Annotated in this window: 12 protein-coding genes and 1 pseudogene; 5 read left to right on the top strand and 8 right to left on the bottom strand. The window is 62.4% G+C overall.

Features of this window, described 5'->3' with window-relative positions:
• Window positions 1-301: 301 nt before the first annotated feature.
• Complete coding sequence (locus ACZ9H4_RS02785; protein WP_476118172.1) at window positions 302-2530, top strand: NADP-dependent isocitrate dehydrogenase; 2229 nt, start codon at window positions 302-304, stop codon at window positions 2528-2530.
• Window positions 2531-2643: 113 nt separating this feature from the next.
• Here the strand turns inward: ACZ9H4_RS02785 and ACZ9H4_RS02780 are convergent, their stop codons facing one another.
• The 3 genes from ACZ9H4_RS02780 to ACZ9H4_RS02770 all read right to left on the bottom strand — a co-directional run bounded on the left by ACZ9H4_RS02780 (window position 2644) and on the right by ACZ9H4_RS02770 (window position 5916).
• Window positions 2644-2874 (bottom strand): hypothetical protein, encoded by a 231-nt coding sequence (locus ACZ9H4_RS02780; RefSeq protein ID WP_168667352.1) that lies wholly within the window; start codon window positions 2872-2874, stop codon window positions 2644-2646.
• Between the two features lie 409 nt (window positions 2875-3283).
• Complete coding sequence (locus ACZ9H4_RS02775) at window positions 3284-4786, bottom strand: DASS family sodium-coupled anion symporter (RefSeq protein ID WP_408149280.1); 1503 nt, start codon at window positions 4784-4786, stop codon at window positions 3284-3286.
• Between the two features lie 419 nt (window positions 4787-5205).
• Entirely contained in the window at window positions 5206-5916 is a 711-nt protein-coding gene (locus ACZ9H4_RS02770) for a FadR/GntR family transcriptional regulator (RefSeq protein WP_408149282.1), read from the bottom strand.
• Between the two features lie 558 nt (window positions 5917-6474).
• Here ACZ9H4_RS02770 and ACZ9H4_RS02765 point away from each other — a divergent pair.
• Together ACZ9H4_RS02765 and gudD are read left to right on the top strand one after the other, a co-directional pair.
• Window positions 6475-7806 (top strand): MFS transporter, encoded by a 1332-nt coding sequence (locus tag ACZ9H4_RS02765; RefSeq protein ID WP_476118171.1) that lies wholly within the window; start codon window positions 6475-6477, stop codon window positions 7804-7806.
• A 152-nt stretch (window positions 7807-7958) separates the two neighbouring features.
• On the top strand, window positions 7959-9308 hold the full coding sequence (gene gudD, locus ACZ9H4_RS02760; protein WP_408327186.1) for a glucarate dehydratase: 1350 nt from the start codon (window positions 7959-7961) through the stop codon (window positions 9306-9308).
• A 334-nt stretch (window positions 9309-9642) separates the two neighbouring features.
• Here gudD and ACZ9H4_RS02755 read toward each other — a convergent pair whose 3' ends face one another.
• From ACZ9H4_RS02755 to ACZ9H4_RS02745, 3 genes are all read right to left on the bottom strand, one after another.
• Window positions 9643-11151, bottom strand: coding sequence for an MFS transporter (locus ACZ9H4_RS02755; RefSeq protein WP_408149288.1), 1509 nt, complete (start codon window positions 11149-11151; stop codon window positions 9643-9645).
• Between the two features lie 278 nt (window positions 11152-11429).
• Window positions 11430-11885, bottom strand: coding sequence for a type II 3-dehydroquinate dehydratase (locus ACZ9H4_RS02750; protein ID WP_408149290.1), 456 nt, complete (start codon window positions 11883-11885; stop codon window positions 11430-11432).
• 76 nt (window positions 11886-11961) lie between these two features.
• On the bottom strand, window positions 11962-13338 hold the full coding sequence (locus ACZ9H4_RS02745) for an MFS transporter (RefSeq protein ID WP_408149292.1): 1377 nt from the start codon (window positions 13336-13338) through the stop codon (window positions 11962-11964).
• Between the two features lie 269 nt (window positions 13339-13607).
• Here ACZ9H4_RS02745 and ACZ9H4_RS02740 point away from each other — a divergent pair, with 269 nt between their 5' ends.
• A complete protein-coding gene (locus tag ACZ9H4_RS02740; protein WP_476118170.1) occupies window positions 13608-14390 on the top strand; it encodes an IclR family transcriptional regulator in 783 nt (260 codons plus the stop codon).
• 55 nt (window positions 14391-14445) lie between these two features.
• Here ACZ9H4_RS02740 and ACZ9H4_RS02735 read toward each other — a convergent pair whose 3' ends face one another.
• Window positions 14446-15513, bottom strand: a complete 1068-nt coding sequence (locus ACZ9H4_RS02735; protein ID WP_408327189.1) for an SDR family oxidoreductase — start codon at window positions 15511-15513, stop codon at window positions 14446-14448.
• A gap of 81 nt (window positions 15514-15594) precedes the next feature.
• Window positions 15595-15720, bottom strand: a pseudogene (locus tag ACZ9H4_RS02730) (hydroxyquinol 1,2-dioxygenase); the annotation flags it as partial.
• Between ACZ9H4_RS02730 and ACZ9H4_RS02725 the strand changes: the two are divergent.
• Window positions 15719-15883, top strand: coding sequence for a hypothetical protein (locus ACZ9H4_RS02725; protein ID WP_408149297.1), 165 nt, complete (start codon window positions 15719-15721; stop codon window positions 15881-15883). The pseudogene ACZ9H4_RS02730 and the gene ACZ9H4_RS02725 sit on opposite strands and share 2 nt — an antisense overlap.
• Window positions 15884-16452 lie beyond the last annotated feature (569 nt).

The following is a 16452-nucleotide window of genomic DNA, read 5'->3' as shown; positions in this document are numbered from 1 at the left end:
AATATTAATGCATCTAATTCGCATTTACAAACATGAGAAACATTGAGTCATGTATAAGACATCTGTCTTAAGACAGCCCTCATTGCCACCAAAGCCTTATCTGGCGGGACTCGGCCCTGTTGAGGGGTGTTTCCGGACCTGTTTGTTTAGCAGCGAATAGAGGAAAACGCGCATATACTCACGGTCAGGCCGTAAAAAGTAGTGCCGTAGGTTGCGCTGCGTTTTTGCTGCTTCGTCGCAACTTCGCTGGCTCAGCGCTACCAACGCTCTGTCTATCACTTCATCTAGCAAAGCATCGAACATGTCCACACCGCCGAAGATCATCTACACCCTGACCGACGAAGCGCCTGCTCTGGCGACTTACTCGCTGCTGCCGATCGTCAAGGCGTTCACGCGCTCGTCCGACGTGATCGTCGAAACGCGCGACATCTCGCTCGCCGGCCGGATCATTGCTGCATTTCCGGACTACCTGACCGCGGAGCAGAAGGGTTCCGACGATCTGGCGGAACTCGGTGGACTCACCACGCGTCCGGAAGCGAACATCATCAAGCTGCCGAACATCAGCGCGTCGGTGCCGCAACTGAAGGCCGCGATCACGGAATTGCGCGATCAGGGCTACAAGCTGCCGGCCTACCCGGACGTCGCCACGACCGACGCCGAAAAAGACGTCAAGGCTCGCTACGACAAGATCAAGGGCAGCGCGGTCAACCCGGTGCTGCGCGAAGGCAATTCGGATCGCCGCGCGCCGCTGTCGGTGAAGAACTACGCGCGCAAGCACCCGCACAAGATGGGCGCGTGGAGCGCGGACTCGAAGTCGCATGTCGCGCACATGAGCAGCGGCGATTTCTACGGTAGCGAAAAGTCGGCGCTGATCGCGGCAGCGGGCGCCGTGAAGATCGAACTGACGGCCGCCGACGGCACGAAGACGGTGCTGAAGGAAAAGACGGCCGTGCAGGCGGGCGAGATCATCGACGCATCGGTGCTGAGCAAGAACGCGCTGCGCAGCTTCATCGAAGCGGAAATCGCCGACGCGAAGAACAAGGGCGTGCTGTTCTCGGTGCACCTGAAAGCGACGATGATGAAGGTCTCGGACCCGATCATCTTCGGTCAAGTGGTGTCGGTGTTCTACAAGGACGTGTTGACCAAGCATGCCGAGGCGCTGGCGCAAGTCGGCTTCAACCCGAACAACGGTATCGGCGACCTGTACGCGCGTCTGAAGGATCTGCCGGCTGAAACGGCTGCGGCGATCGAAGCCGACATCAAGGCGCAATACGAACAGCGCCCGCAACTCGCCATGGTCAATTCGGACAAGGGCATCACCAGCCTGCACGTGCCGAGCGACGTGATCGTCGACGCATCGATGCCGGCGATGATCCGCGAGTCGGGCAAGATGTGGGGCGCGGACGGCGCGCTGCACGACGCCAAGGCCGTGATTCCGGACCGCTGCTACGCGGACGTGTATCAGGCGGTGATCGAAGACTGCAAGAAGCACGGCGCATTCGACCCGGTCACGATGGGCACGGTGCCGAACGTCGGCCTGATGGCGCAAGCCGCCGAAGAATACGGCTCACACGACAAGACGTTCCAGATTCCGGCGAACGGCGTGGTCCGCGTGACCGACGCAGCCGGCACGGTGCTGATCGAACAGCCGGTGGAAGCGGGCGACATCTGGCGCATGTGCCAGACCAAGGACGCGCCGGTCCAGGACTGGGTCAAGCTGGCGGTCAACCGCGCCCGCGCGAGCAACACGCCTGCGGTGTTCTGGCTGGACGCGGGTCGTGCACACGACGCGCAGATCATCAAGAAGGTCGAGCAGTATCTGAAGGACCACGACACCAGCGGTCTCGACATCCGCGTGATGACGCCGGTCGAAGCGACGAAGTTCTCGATCGAGCGCATCCGCGCGGGCAAGGACACGATCTCCGTCACCGGCAACGTGCTGCGCGACTACCTGACCGACCTGTTCCCGATCATGGAACTGGGCACCAGCGCGAAGATGCTGTCGATCGTCCCGCTGATGGAAGGTGGCGGCCTGTTCGAAACCGGCGCGGGCGGTTCGGCGCCGAAGCACGTTCAGCAACTGGTCGAAGAAGGTTTTCTGCGTTGGGACTCGCTGGGTGAATTCCTGGCGCTGGCCGCGTCGCTCGAACACCTGAGCAATGCGTACCACAACCCGAAGGCGCAGGTTCTGGCCAAGACGCTGGATCAAGCTACCGGCAAATTCCTCGACAACGACAAGTCGCCGGCGCGCAAGGTCGGTGGTATCGACAACCGCGGCAGCCACTTCTACCTCGCGATGTACTGGGCCGAAGCACTGGCCGCGCAAACTGACGACGCCGCGCTGCAGGCGCAGTTCGCCGGTGTCGCGAAGGCGATGGCCGACAACGAAGCGAAGATCGTCGAAGAACTGGGTGCGGCGCAGGGCAAGCCGGTGAACATCGGCGGTTACTACCGTCCGAATGTCGAACTGACGAGCCAGGCGATGCGCCCGAGCGCGACGCTGAACCAGATCGTGGACTCGGTGGCCTGAAGCATCCACTGAAGTTCCCACGCAAGCAGCGAAGTAAGCTGTAAAGACGGCGATGGCGCTCACAAGCGCCATCGCCGTTTCTACATCCGCGTGACCAGCGGTCATGCCCGCCCTCACACGTGGACGATTTCCCAATCAGCCAGTTTCTCTGGAATTTCAAGCGTCGACGTGTCGTCGCTCTCGGACAGATGCGGGCAGGTCAGGCCGCGCGCGAGGTCGTCGGCAGCCTGTTGCGGGGTGGAAAATTCACCGAGCGTGTCGTTGCCGTAGGTTGCCTCCCAGCCGTCATGGCCCGGCAGAATATAGAACGCTCCCTGGGTCGAACTAAAGCGAAAGCCTTTCATTTTTTGTCTCCCAATTGCCAATTAAAAACCGCGGTGCCTGAGCGGCTTCGTGCGTCGATTTGACTGCTGGGCAGACTGCGTCTTTTCTGACCCATTCAAACTCGACTGCCTGAAGCCGCTGCTCTTGTAAAAGAGTCTACGTTAGCGAACCGCGTCGCAAGTGGGGGTTGGACAGTTCGATCTATTAAAAATTATCGTTTAAAAATAAAGGTTTACGCGTTTCATTTTGCGATGTGCAACGTGGGGCGACATTGCGAAATGCCTGATTTGTGCCACGCACCACGATTTTTTACGAAGCAACGCATCGTCCCGCATCGTGAAATTTTGCCGGGGTCGGCGTCGTCTTGAAGCATTGGGCGTGTGAGAGGGGGCGCGCGGCCTCCCTCTTCACGAAGCATGGCTAGGCTCTTCACAGCCACCCGAGCCATTTCCACCACGTCGCGGCGAACAGTAGAAGCAGCAAATATCCAACAATCGTCAGCACGATGCCGACGCGCGCGAACTGGCGCGCGTTGAACGTGTCGGTGGCGAGGCACACCATGTTTTGCGGCGCGTTGATCGGCAGCACGAAGCCGAAGCTGACCACGTAGCCGAGCAGCATCGTCATGCCGAGCCGGCTGAAGTCGCCTTGCATGGACTGCAACACGGCGATCAGGATCGGGAGCATCGCGGAGGTCAACGCGGTCGCGCTGGCGAACCCCAGGTGAATGACGATCAGGAACGCGGAGAGAATCGCAAACGCGGTGAACGCGCTCGCCTGATCGAGACCGGTGTGATGCGCGACGAGGTCGCCGAGCCACTGACCCGCGGTGGTCGTGAGCAAGGCCGTGCCGAGACTGATGCCGACCCCGAAGACGATCACCGTCCCCCACGGAATGCGGCTCTGCACCGTCTTCCAGTCCATCACGCCGACGCGCGGCAGCATCAGGATCACGAGGCCCACGTAGGTGACGGAGGTGGTGTCGAACGGGTGCAGCTTGCCCTCCGTCGCCCAGAAGAACAGCAGCCCGACGGCGACGCCGAGCAGGCGCTTTTGCGGCCCCGTCATCGGACCGAGTTCGCGCAGCGAGCGCGCGACCGCTTCCTTGCCGCCGGCAATGCTGTCGGTCTCGGGCGGCAACATCTTCAGCACGATGATCAGCAGCGCGGCCGACATGATGATGGCCCAAGGCGTGCCGGCGATCAGCCATTCGAGCCACGTGACGCGCGCGCCGAGCATCTTGTCCATAAAGCCGACCGTCAGCAGATTTTGCGCAGCCGCCGTCAGGATGCCGACGTTCCAGATGCTGGTGGCCTGGGCGACCACGATCATGATGCCGGCCGCGATATTGGAGCGTTTGTCCACGCCGAACGCCGAGATCACGCCGACCATGATCGGCACGACGCAGGCGCTGCGCGCGGTGGCGCTCGGCACCACCAGTGAAAGAACGATCGTCACGGCGATCGAGCCGATCAGAATGCGCCGCGTGGTGGTGCCGATCAGCGACAACGTCACGAGTGCAATGCGCTTGTCGAGTCCCGTGATGGTCATCGCCGCGGAGATGAACAGTGCGCCGGTCACGAGCGCGAGCGCCGAATTCGAAAAGCCGGCGAGCCCCATGCTGATTCCCGCCGACGTGCCGTACGTCACGCTCGGGTCTTTGATGGTCGGTGCGGTACCGATGAGAAACGCGATCAGCGAGGTGATGATGATCGCGCTCGCTTCGTACGAGACGGCTTCGGTCAGCCAGACGACCACCGCGAACGCGAGAATGGCGAGCATGCGGTGCCCGGCCGGCGGCAGCGTATCGGGCAACGGCAGCATCAGAACGACGATCATCGCGACCACGCTCGCGATCAAACCGATCGGCACACCACGCTTGGCCGGAGCGGAACCTGGTGCGGACGGAGCTTCGGGTTTCGATACGCTCATGCTGGTCGCTCCTTAGGTGGCGTGTGGCTTGCCTTTATCCTTCGTTTCAAGCGGTGGCATTGCTGATTCAAAGCCGGCGTCGTCGATGTAGCGGCGGCAGTCCGTGCGTGCCCGGTGATTGGATCACCGAATTCGTCTGGGGGTCAATCGAGTTTGATGCGCTGGCGCAGGCATGGCTTTCCGTGAATTCGCTACGCATGATCGTATTCATGGCGTCACGAAGATGAGCGCGATGTGTTCGGCTTCGCGTCCTTGGGGCTGGGATATCGGTCGGTCTCATCGAGTCGGGGAGTACGCGGTGTAGCGTCCCGTTTTTGAGGCCGTCATGGGGCGTTGAGCGAGCCTCGCGCGGCACGCGGCACGCGCCTGATCAATACGCAGCGCTCAACCCCCCGCTCGTCGATTCGAGCGGAAAAAACTCATCCGCCCGCTTTACTCAACTCATGCGCACGCCGTAGCCGTTCGCGGCTATTGCTCAAGTGCATGCGCATCGCCGCGCGCGCGTCGTCCGCGTCCTGCCGCTCGATCGCACGATAAATTAGTTGATGTTCCCCGAGCACGTTGCGCAGATGCTCGATATGGTCGAGTTCCGCGATCTCGGCGGAACCGAGCCGCGTGCGCGGGCTCACCGCGCGGCCGAGCTGGCTGAGCACGTCGAAGAAATAGCGATTGCCGCTGGCGCGCGCGATCTGCAGATGGAACTCGATGTCGTGCGCGAGCGTATCCGTGCTGCCTCGTTCGAGTTCGGACTCGAAGCGCTCCAGCGCCGCACGAATCTGCTTGAGATTCTGCTCGGTGCGCCTTGCGGCGGCGAGCGCGGCCGAGGCAGCCTCGACGTCGATGCGGAATTCGATGATCGCCATGACGTCGAGCATGCTCGACAGATCGGCGGCGGGCAGTTGCATCGGCTTTTCGGCGGCGGGCGCGAGCACGAATGTGCCGATGCCGTGACGCGTCTCGACCACCTTGGCCGCCTGCAGGCGTGAGATGGCTTCGCGCACCACGGAGCGGCTCACGGAGAGCTGCTTCATCATCGCGACTTCGGTGGGAATGCGGTCTCCCGGCCTCAGGGCGCCGCGACGAATTTCATCGGAAAGGGTGGCCACCACCTTCTCAGTTAGGCTGCTCATTTTTGTGGGTCGTTGACTAATCGGCTGGAATGCGCACGCTCGCGGGAGCGAGTGACGGCGTCGGACGGTTCGGACCGACCGGCCATCATCATGGAGCCGGCCGGCATCGGGAGCGACGCCGTGGCTGGACTTGCTGCAAAGTATCGCACAGGACTTTACTCGATTCTCGCGCGCCCGGCGGCCCCGGCGTCGGCTATTTTGCCGACGATGCATGCCGGATTGGCGCGCTTTCATGGACTCGCTGCTCCAATGTTTATCAGTTGGGCGAGCGAGTGTCGATTGCCGTTTAAGGGGCCGCGCTACCTTGTCATCAGACGTCCTAGTTCAGTTGCGCCTTGCCATTTTGCCACCGCCAAACGGTGGAATGATCACCGCCTTCGAGCTTGTCGCAAGCGAGAAAACAGGGTAAACACCCAATTCAAACCTGCGCGCTGCAAGGTAGACTGTCATCAGACAACGTATCACGCGTGATAGGATAGTTTTACTCTGCCCGAATGCGCGCTGCGCGATGTTTTGTTCGAGCAGGCTGCCAGCGCGTGGCCGATCCCGGAGACAACCTTGACATCAGCCCTCACCACCGCAGTCAACCCGCTGGATTCCGCGGTTTCAAAGGTCAAGCGACACGTGCTGCCGCTCTTTCTGATCATGTTCATCGCGAACTACATCGATCGCGTGAACATCGGCTTCGTCAATTCGCACATGCAGACGGACCTGGGCATCGGCGCCGCGGCGTACGGGCTGGGTAGCGGGCTGTTCTTCATCGGCTATGCGCTGTTCGAGGTGCCGTCGAACGTGTTGATGCAGAAGTACGGCGCACGCGCGTGGCTGACCCGCATCATGGGCACGTGGGGGCTGGTCGCGGGGGCCATGGCGTTCGTGTGGAACGACACCTCGTTCTACGTGTTGCGTTTCCTGCTCGGCGTGGCCGAAGCGGGCTTTTTCCCGGGCGTGGTCTATTACTTCACGCAATGGCTGCCGCAGAAAGAGCGCGGCAAGGCCGTGGCGGTTTTCCTGTCCGGCTCGGCGCTCGCGTCGGTGTTGTCCGGTCCGATCACGGGCAGCCTGCTGTCCATTCGCGGCTTCGGCCTGCAAGGCTGGCAGTGGATGTTCCTGATCGAAGGCGGCTTTTCGATCGTGCTGTGCGGGGTCAGCTGGATGTTGCTGAAGTCGCATATCCGCGACGCGACGTGGCTCACCCGGGAGGAGCAGAGCGTGCTCGAACGCTCGATCGCGGCGGAACAGGCCGAACGCGAAGCGCAAGGCGGCGCGCATCTGCCAACGATAAAACTGTTGAAGGACCCGCAGATTCTGCTGTTCTGCTTCCTCTACTTCGCGATCCAGTTGACCATTTACGCGGCCACCTTCTGGCTGCCGACGATCATCCGCAAGATGGGCGGCCTGTCCGACTTCCAGGTCGGCATGCTCAACGCGATTCCGTGGCTGATCGCGATGGTCGCGATGTACTGCTTCGCGGTGCTGTCGGCGAAATGGCGCTTCCAGCAGGCATGGCTCGCGGTAGCGCTCGTCATCGCGGCGTGCGGCCTATTTGCGTCGACTTCGGGCAATCCGGTGCTGTCGTTCGTGGCGATCTGCTTTTCGGCGATCGGTTTCAAGGCGGCGTCTTCGCTGTTCTGGCCGATTCCGCAGGGCTATCTGGACGCCCGCGTGGCGGCCGGCGTGATCGCGCTGATCAACTCGGTGGGCAATCTCGGCGGCTTTTTCGCGCCGGCCACGTTCGGTTATCTGCAGCAGCACACCGGTTCGATCACCGGCGGCCTGTATGCGCTGGGTGTGGCCTCGCTGATCGCGGCGGCCGCCGGCTTCCTGACGCGCAATCGCCGGGGCGCTCACAGCGAGCGGCCCGAGGCGTTGCGCAGCGAAGTACATTGACTACACTGACGTTCACTACTTTCAATCACGAATGACGAACCACGGGCTGCTCACGTGGTTTTCAATTTCCACCCGGTATCGGTGTCGAACGCGATCTCGAGTCGCGATGATTTCCACCCGCCGGCTTTACTCACTCAACAGATCCTATTTACATGTCCACGAATCTCTCTGAATCGAACGCCACGCCGATCGTCACCGAGCTGCGCGTCGTGCCGGTCGCCGGCCGCGACAGCATGTTGATGAATCTGAGCGGCGCACATGGTCCGTTCTTCACCCGCAACATCGTCATTCTGCGTGACAGCGCCGGCCATACCGGTGTCGGCGAAGTGCCGGGCGGCGAGAGCATCCGCAAGACGATCGACGACGCGCGTCCGTTCGTCGTCGGCCAGTCGATCGGCAATCTGCAGGCGATCCTGAACAAGGCGCGCACGCAGTTCGCCGACCGTGACGCGGGTGGCCGTGGCTTGCAGACTTTCGATCTGCGCACCACGATTCACGCGGTGACCGCGCTCGAAGCCGCATTGCTCGATCTGCTCGGCCAGCATCTGAACGTGCCGGTTGCGGCGTTGCTCGGCGAAGGCCAGCAGCGCGACGAAGTGGAGATGCTCGGCTATCTGTTCTACATCGGCGATCGCAACAAAACCGATCTGCCGTACGCGAGCGGCGCCGATGGCCGCGACGACTGGGACCGCGTGCGCACCGAAGAAGCGATGACGCCCGAAGCCGTCGTGCGTCTCGCCGAAGCCGCCCAGGCGCGCTATGGCTTCAACGACTTCAAGCTGAAGGGCGGCGTGCTGCCCGGCGACGCCGAAATCGAAGCGGTCACCGCGCTCGCCGAGCGCTTCCCCCATGCACGCGTGACGCTCGACCCGAACGGCGCATGGTCGCTTGCCGAAGCGATCCGTCTGTGCCGCGACCAGCATGACGTGCTCGCCTACGCGGAAGACCCGTGCGGCGCGGAAAACGGCTACTCGGGCCGCGAGGTGATGGCCGAATTCCGCCGCGCGACCGGCCTGCCCACGGCGACCAACATGATCGCCACCGACTGGCGCCAGATGGGTCACGCGATCCAGTTGCAGTCGGTGGACATTCCGCTCGCCGATCCGCATTTCTGGACCATGCAGGGCTCGGTGCGCGTCGCGCAGATGTGCAACGACTGGGGCCTGACATGGGGCTCACATTCGAACAATCACTTCGACATTTCTCTCGCGATGTTCACGCACGTGGCCGCCGCGGCACCGGGCAAGATCACCGCGATCGACACGCACTGGATCTGGCAGGACGGCCAGCGTCTGACGCGCGATCCGTTGCAGATCGTCGGCGGCAAGGTGAAGGTGCCGCAAGCGCCGGGGCTGGGTGTCGAGCTGGATATGGACGAGATCGAGAAGGCGCACGCGCTGTATCAGCAGCATGGTCTCGGCGCGCGTGACGACGGCGTGGCGATGCAATACCTGATCCCGAACTGGAAGTTCGACAACAAGCGTCCGTGCCTCGTGCGTTGATGCTTGAATAAAGCTTGACTGAAGCGGGCGGCGGGGCGGGAAACCGCGCGGCGCCTGCCGTTGTTCGACGCCGCGTGCGTGCTTCGCTTCAACGCGCACGTGGCAATACCAATCATTGCGCAGGTTAGGCAGTGATCATCACGATGCCGTCGCGGCCCGCGTAGCATGACGCCGACCACGAGATCGCGCCATCCACGGCGCCGATCAGCAAACTACGACGCGTAGCGGATCGCTGGACCGAGTGACTGCGCGCCATGGCGGCACCATCAAGAAAGTCCGCGCGTCGTTCACCACGCCAACTGCGACCGCTGCCACAGGCGACCCCACAGCAGCATCAGCTGCGCCGAAACACCACGTGCGAAATCCGCTGCACCAGCAATGCCGCCGCCAGCGACGCCACCGCCGTCAACCACACACCGATATGAATCGACTGCACCAGCGCATCGCGCGCCGTATCGAGCAGCGCGAGCGTATCGAGCCCTGACGTTTTCATATCCGCGATCAGCTTCGTTCTCGACGCTTCGTCGATGAGAATGCGCAGGTCGACGAAGCGCGGCCGCCATTGCGACGCGGCCGGTTCGCCGAGCACGCTGATCGTGCGCGTGACGACGTTGCGGTAGTGATGCGACACGACGGTCGCGACGATGCTCGTGCCGAGCATGCCGCCCACCATCCGCGTGGACTGCAGCAGCGCGGTCGTGATGCCGAAGCGCTCCCGCCCGGCGATTTCCTGCGCGAACACATTCAGATTGTTGAGGATGAACCCGAGACCGATGCCGACCGCCGCCATCGGCACGACGATGCGCAGATGCGGCGTATCGGGATTCGCGAACGCCAGTGCGATCGAGGCGAACATCAGCAGCGCGAAGCCGATCGTCAGAATCCGCGTGGGCTTCTTCATGTGAATCACGATGCGCGTGTTCAGCAGACTGCCGAGCGCGATGCACGCGGCGATCGGCGTCGCGAGCAGGCCGGCCTGTTGGGGCGACAGGCCAAAGCCGCCTTGCAGCAAAAGCGGCGCGAAGAAGATCAGCGAGAACATCACGAAGCCGGACAACATGCCGAGCGTAAACAGCGTCACGAGCTGCGCGTCCTTGAACAGGTCAAGTGGAATGATCGGATGCGTGGCGCGCTTTTCGCAGATGAACAACGCAATCGCGCCGGCGACCACGCACACCGCCAATACGACGTTGCCGGTGGTCAGCCCGCTTTTCGGCACCGCTTCGATGAACGTCTGCAAGCCGGCGAGCACCGCCGCGACGAGTGCCGCGCCGAGCCAGTCGATCTTGACCTCGCCCTCTTGCGGACGACGGAAACTCGGCAGATGCGCCCAGATGAAATACAGCGCGGCGGCGCCGACCGGCAGGTTGACGAGGAAGGTCGAGCGCCAGCCCCAGTGCTCGCTCATCCAGCCGCCCAGCGACGGGCCCGCGGCCGTGCCGATGCCATACGCGGCGGCCAGCACCACTTGCCAGCGCACGCGGGTGCGGGCATCGGGAAACAGATCCGGTATCGATGCGAACGCCGTGCCGACCATCATCCCGCCGCCGACGCCTTGGAGGCCGCGCGCGATGACGAGAAACAGCATGTCGTTGGCGAGGCCGCACAGCACCGACGCGACGGTGAACGTGATCACGGCGGCGATCACGAAACGCTTGCGGCCGAAGTAGTCGCCGAGCCGCCCGAACACCGGCACCGTCACCACCGACGCCAGCAGGTACGCGCTGGCGATCCACGCGAAATATTCAAAGCCGTGCAATTCGGCGACGATGGACGGCAGCGCGGTGCTGACGACCGTCTGGTCGAGCGCGACCAGCATGTTGACGAGACCGATGCCGAGCATCGCAAAGAGGGCGTTTCGGAAAGGCAGTGCAGTGGCAGTCGGATTCACGGAGCTGGCAAAGGGCTGTTCAGGGTGGGCGTCGCGCGCTGGAGCGCGGGCCAGGGTCTTGACGGCTACATCCTCTAGTTGTCTGACCTCTTGGTGGGAATTATACGGGTTTTCCCCTAGGCAAAACAATTTCTTGCGATTGGCAGGCAAAAAAATGCCGCGCCACGCGGGCACGGCATGCTGGGGGAGGGGGACGTACGATCTCTGCCGCCCTCCGGGCACATCACACGTCAGCCGAAATGCGGGCTCTTGCCGAGCGCCATCGCCATGGCCTGCAACGCGACCAGATAGCCGTTCGCGCCGAGCCCGCAGATCACGCCGGTCGCCGCGCGTGAGATCAACGAATGGCGGTAGGTTTCATCGCGCTTGTGAATGTTGGTGACGTGCAGCTCGATCAACGGACGCTCGATCAGCTTAACCGCATCGAACACCGGCACCGACGCGAACGAAAAGCCCGCCGGGTTGATGATCACCGCGGCATCGCGTTCGAACGCTTCCTGCAGCCAGTCGACCATGGCCGCCTCGCTGTTGGTCTGGCGGAACTCGCAGGTGAGTTCGAGCTTCGTCGCTAGCGCTTGCACCTGTTGTTCGATTTGCGCGAGCGTGGTCGTGCCGTACAGATGCGGCTCGCGCTTACCGAGCATGTTGAGATTCGAGCCATTCAATACATAAACGAGTTCAGTCATTATTCAGTCGCCTGTTTGCAAAATTCAGTCTGTCGCCGGCATGCCGTCGTGCCTACGTCGGTGCTCACATTGGTGTTCACGTGCGGTGGCCGTTACCCACGCCGGCCGCCGCAAAGTCTGCTTCGCCGGTCACGGCCGCGGCCGAATCCGTGCGATTCATGTCGATGCCGCGCGTCTCGCGTGCCGTCAGAATCATCACGAGCGAGATCACGTTGAAGACCACGCACACCGCGACGACTCCCCACGGCGAGCCGTTGCATACGGCGAACAGCCACACGGCCAGTACCGGCATCGGGCCGCCCGCGACCAGGTTCGCACCCGTGTAGGCGAGCGCTGAGCCGGAGTAGCGGACGTTGGTCGGAAACGCTTCCGCGAAAGCCACCGGTTGAATGCCGCTTTGAAACTGCGTGAAGCCGAGAAAAAACCCCATCGCGGCCAGCATCGGCAGGAAGCTTTTGGTATCGAGAATCTGGAAGTAGAAGAACAGCATCAGCAGGGTCGCCGTCGAGCCGATCGCGAGCGCCTTCTTGCGGCCGATGCGGTCGCTCAACATGCCGCCCGCGAGCGCGCCGACGATCGCGCAGACATTGGCGCCCATCAGCAGCAGGAAACCGGTTTGCTTCGGAATGGCGAGCGTCTTCGTGATGTAGCTGAGCGAGAACACCACGATCAGATAGAAGATCGCCGCCGGGCCGCAAAAGAACAGCATCCAGCGCAGCACGGTGCGCCAGTGCAGACGCAGCGCATCGCGCAACGGGCTACCTACGTGCACGACTTCCGTTTTACGCAGCGCCTCGAACGCGGGCGTTTCGCTGACGCGCAAACGGATATAGACGCCCACGATCACGAGAATAAAGCTCAGCACGAAGGGGATGCGCCAGCCGTACGAATCGAATGCCTGCGCCGACATCACGGACGACAGCAGAAGCAGCACGCCGTTGGCCATGATCTGGCTGAGCGGCGAGCACAGCCCGAGCAGGCCCGAGTACTTGCCGCGTTTATCGGCGCTCGCATGTTCGATCGCCATCAATTGCGCGCCGGTCGATTCGCCGCCCAGCGCGAAGCCCTGCAGAATGCGCAGCAGCACGAGGATGACCGGCGCCCATACGCCGATGCTCGCGTAGGTCGGCAACAGACCCATCGCCATCGACGCGAGGCCCATCACCGTGACGGTGCCCAGCATCAGGTTGCGGCGCCCAAGCTTGTCGCCCAGATGCCCGCAGATGATCGCGCCGAGCGGGCGCGCGGCGAGCCCTACGCCGAAGGTCGCGAGCGAGGCGAGCAGCGCGGAGGTCGGGTCCATCGAGGGGAAAAACAGCCGCGGCAAAATCGTCGCGGCGAGCGCGCCGTACAGCGTGAAATCGAACCATTCGAGCGCCGTGCCGATGGCGGCGGCGGTCACCGCTCGCGTGCGCATCGCGGCGTGCGCGCCGGCTTGTGCATCCTGAATCATGTTGTCTCCTTTTGTCCGTCTGTCGTGCGAAATGCTGGGGAGGGCGGAGTCCTGACGCCTTGCCATGCCCTCGCTTTCGCTCTCTTGTCTGATCGCTTGACTCGGCGATTGCGCTGTCGGCATCCGGCATCGCAGCCTTGAAAACAGCTTAGCATCCGAAGGTGGGATGCCATTCCAGGGTGGAATTTGATCTCACAATGTGCAAAGCTGCGGGCTGCTGCCGCGTTTGCGGCACAGGAAAAAAAGGCAGCTTTTCGTGGGAGACGGATATGCCCGGCGTCACCGAACGCACCCTCGCGGTACTCGAATTTCTCGCCACGCAGATGGAGGGCACGCCGCTCGCGATGATCGCCGACCAGCTCGATATTCCGCGCAGCGCGTGTCATCGGCTGCTGGTCGATCTGAAGCAATGCGGCTATGTGCGGCAGTTGCGCGAACACGGCGACTACGTGCTCACCACCAAGCTCGTCGGGCTGGGCCTCGGCTTTCTCGCGACGTCGGGCATCGTCGATATCGCGCAGACGATACTCGACCGGGTCGCCGAGAAGTCCGGCGAACTGGTGCGGCTCGCGATCGTGGACGGCGACAGACTGACATGGGTCGCAAAGTCGCAAGGCGCGCTAAAGGGATTGCGCTACGACCCGGACATGGGCATGGACACGATCCTCTCGTGCAGCGCAACAGGCCACGCGTGGATGATGACGATGACCGACGAACGCGCGCTCGAACTCGTCTCGCGGCAAGGCTTTGGACAGCCGAAACAATACGGGCCGAACGCGCCGACCACGATCAACGGCTTGTTGAAGTTCGTGCATGCCGCGCGTGAGCGAGGCTACGCGACTATCAACGAGGTGTTCGCGCCCGGCATGACGGCGATGGCCGCGCCCTTGCAGCGGCGCGGCTATGCCGCGATGGGGGTGATCAGTATCGCTGGTCCCCTCGTGCGGCTCGACGAAAAACGCATGGAGACACTGGGCCCGACGCTGCTCGCGGCGGCCGCGGAACTCGCCGCCGCGAGTCACGCGTCGCCGTTGTTCAATCGCGGGCGTTAGCCGCCCGCGAGCGAGAAGATCGAAGGCCGAAGGAAGCGGCTGTCCGCGCCCCCGCTCATTGCGGAATGACCCGCTCCGCCTTCAGCCGGTCGAATAGCGCGAAGAACGCATCGGGCGTGCTTTGATAATCGAGGAAGCCCGCCTGGCGGCTCTTCGTCATGTCCGTCAGCACTTCCATCGGACGGCCGAGGTCCGCGTCGGTGTGCCACCACGAGGCGAGCCTGCCGATGTCCGCTTCCTTCAGATCGAAGCGCGCCGCGATCGCGGCCCATGTCTGCCCGGCGTCCTGCATCCGCCCTTCCAGCGGACGCAGTTCGCCATCGAACGGCGCGGCTTCGATGCCGAAGTACCCGGCGATGCGCGACCACATCCACTTCCAGCGGAACACGTCGCCGTTCACCACGTTGAAGTCCTCGTTACGCGCAGTCGCGGAGGTGGCGGCCCATTCGAGATGGCGCGCGAGCAGGCGGGCATCGGTCATGTCGGTGAGGCTGTTCCACTGCGCGGCCGAGCCCGGGAAGACAAACGGCTGGCCGGTCTGTTTGCAGAGCGTTGCATAAACTGCGAGCGTCACGCCCATGTTCATCGCGTTGCCGAGCGCATAGCCGATGATCGTATGCGGACGATGCACGCTCCAACCGAACCCATAGCGCTGCGCCGCTTCGAACAGACGGTCTTCCTGTTCATAGTAGAAGTTGTCGACGGGCTGGCGGCCTTGCTCCTCGCGAAACGGCGTGATCGGCACCGCGCCGGTCGCATACGCTTCGAAGGGGCCGAGGTAATGCTTCAGGCCGGTCACGAGCGCGGCATGCGTGAGCGTGCCCGCCGGACCCACGGCGTCCATCACGTGACGAACCATCGCGCCGTTCACGCGAATGTTCTCCTTCTCCGTGGCCTGGCGCGACCACGCGGTGAAGAAGACGTGACTGAACGACTTGCCGCTTAACGCGCCGCTGACGGAGTCGGCCGAACCCAGGTCGGCGGTGATCGATTCGACTGCCGGTGAGACCGGCGTGCGGCCGCGCGAGAGTCCCGCTACCTGCCAGCCGCTCGAGAGCAGCCGGTCCGCGAGATTGCTGCCGACAATGCCGCTTGCGCCAATGATGAGTGCTCGTTTTTCCATGAGAGTGAAGTCGTAAAAAGAAGGGCTTGGGGACTCGGCGTGGTTCTGCGATCAGGGGCGAGCCGAAGGCGAATCTGTCTCCTCGCGGGCGAACGCATGCAGATGCCGCACGAGGCTCGTGACGATGGTCTTCAGTCGTTCGTCATCGGCGTGGGCGTGGCGCGCCAGTACTGCGTCGGTGATCGTGTCCTCGTCGAGATTGCGCATGACCGTCTTGTCTCCTGCTGTCGGTCTCGCGATTATCGGCCTGTTTGACTGCGGGCGTTCGAAGCAGACCCCTCGCTCGACGCCGCGCGGCGTCAACGCCGTGGCGATGACGACCGAACCGTCCGCCAATATCTCCCCCAAAAGTCAATTGATTTTTTCGTAATCCGATTGCGCCGGGGATTCAATCCGATAACCGGGTTCAGACGCGGCTCATCAATCTCCCGCGGCAATGGTGATATTAATTTGACATTTGGATGCCGGTTTTTTGATTCGGCGCCGTATGGTTCTATTTTGTAAGAATTCGCCAATAAAAAAGGCCGACACGATGTGTCGGCCTAAAGATTCTGGCGTCCGAGGATTGCTTGCCAGAACCTGAGAGACATTGAGTCAGGCTAATCTTGCAATTAGCCTTCAGTATGCGGGACTGTTTGCCTGATACCGGAATTCGCGGTTATCACGCGGAGTAGCTTCTAACGACGGCAGTCAGGCGGCAGCGCAGAATGGTCGCCTTCGTGATCGTCACTTTAAACCAAACAGCATGGATCGAAGCATAACCAGTTCTATAAACTTTGTCAGCCGAACAATTCTTGTTAATGATCAGAAAATTCAGAAGTATTTATAGTATTTGTATGACCTTGATCAATCCCTATTAAAGAAGGCGCGATGCCGGATTGAGTCACGAATCAGTGGTGAGAGGGCGCCAGACTGTTTTTTTGATCGATCCGATTCCGG

Source organism: Paraburkholderia sp. TE9906, from assembly GCF_056279605.1.
Note: the sequence above shows the minus strand (reverse complement) of the source record. Positions and strands in the feature narration are given on the sequence as shown.

Bases quoted from the DNA above. Each gene is read 5' to 3' on its own strand.
- ACZ9H4_RS02785 (WP_476118172.1), top strand. From the start codon at position 302: ATGTCCACACCGCCGAAGATCATCTACACCCTGACCGACGAAGCGCCT.
- ACZ9H4_RS02780 (WP_168667352.1), bottom strand. From the start codon at position 2,874: ATGAAAGGCTTTCGCTTTAGTTCGACCCAGGGAGCGTTCTATATTCTG.
- ACZ9H4_RS02775 (WP_408149280.1), bottom strand. From the start codon at position 4,786: ATGAGCGTATCGAAACCCGAAGCTCCGTCCGCACCAGGTTCCGCTCCG.
- ACZ9H4_RS02770 (WP_408149282.1), bottom strand. From the start codon at position 5,916: ATGAGCAGCCTAACTGAGAAGGTGGTGGCCACCCTTTCCGATGAAATT.
- gudD (WP_408327186.1), top strand. From the start codon at position 7,959: ATGTCCACGAATCTCTCTGAATCGAACGCCACGCCGATCGTCACCGAG.
- ACZ9H4_RS02755 (WP_408149288.1), bottom strand. From the start codon at position 11,151: ATGCTCGGCATCGGTCTCGTCAACATGCTGGTCGCGCTCGACCAGACG.
- ACZ9H4_RS02750 (WP_408149290.1), bottom strand. From the start codon at position 11,885: ATGACTGAACTCGTTTATGTATTGAATGGCTCGAATCTCAACATGCTC.
- ACZ9H4_RS02745 (WP_408149292.1), bottom strand. From the start codon at position 13,338: ATGATTCAGGATGCACAAGCCGGCGCGCACGCCGCGATGCGCACGCGA.
- ACZ9H4_RS02740 (WP_476118170.1), top strand. From the start codon at position 13,608: ATGCCCGGCGTCACCGAACGCACCCTCGCGGTACTCGAATTTCTCGCC.
- ACZ9H4_RS02735 (WP_408327189.1), bottom strand. From the start codon at position 15,513: ATGGAAAAACGAGCACTCATCATTGGCGCAAGCGGCATTGTCGGCAGC.
- ACZ9H4_RS02725 (WP_408149297.1), top strand. From the start codon at position 15,719: ATGACCGTCTTGTCTCCTGCTGTCGGTCTCGCGATTATCGGCCTGTTT.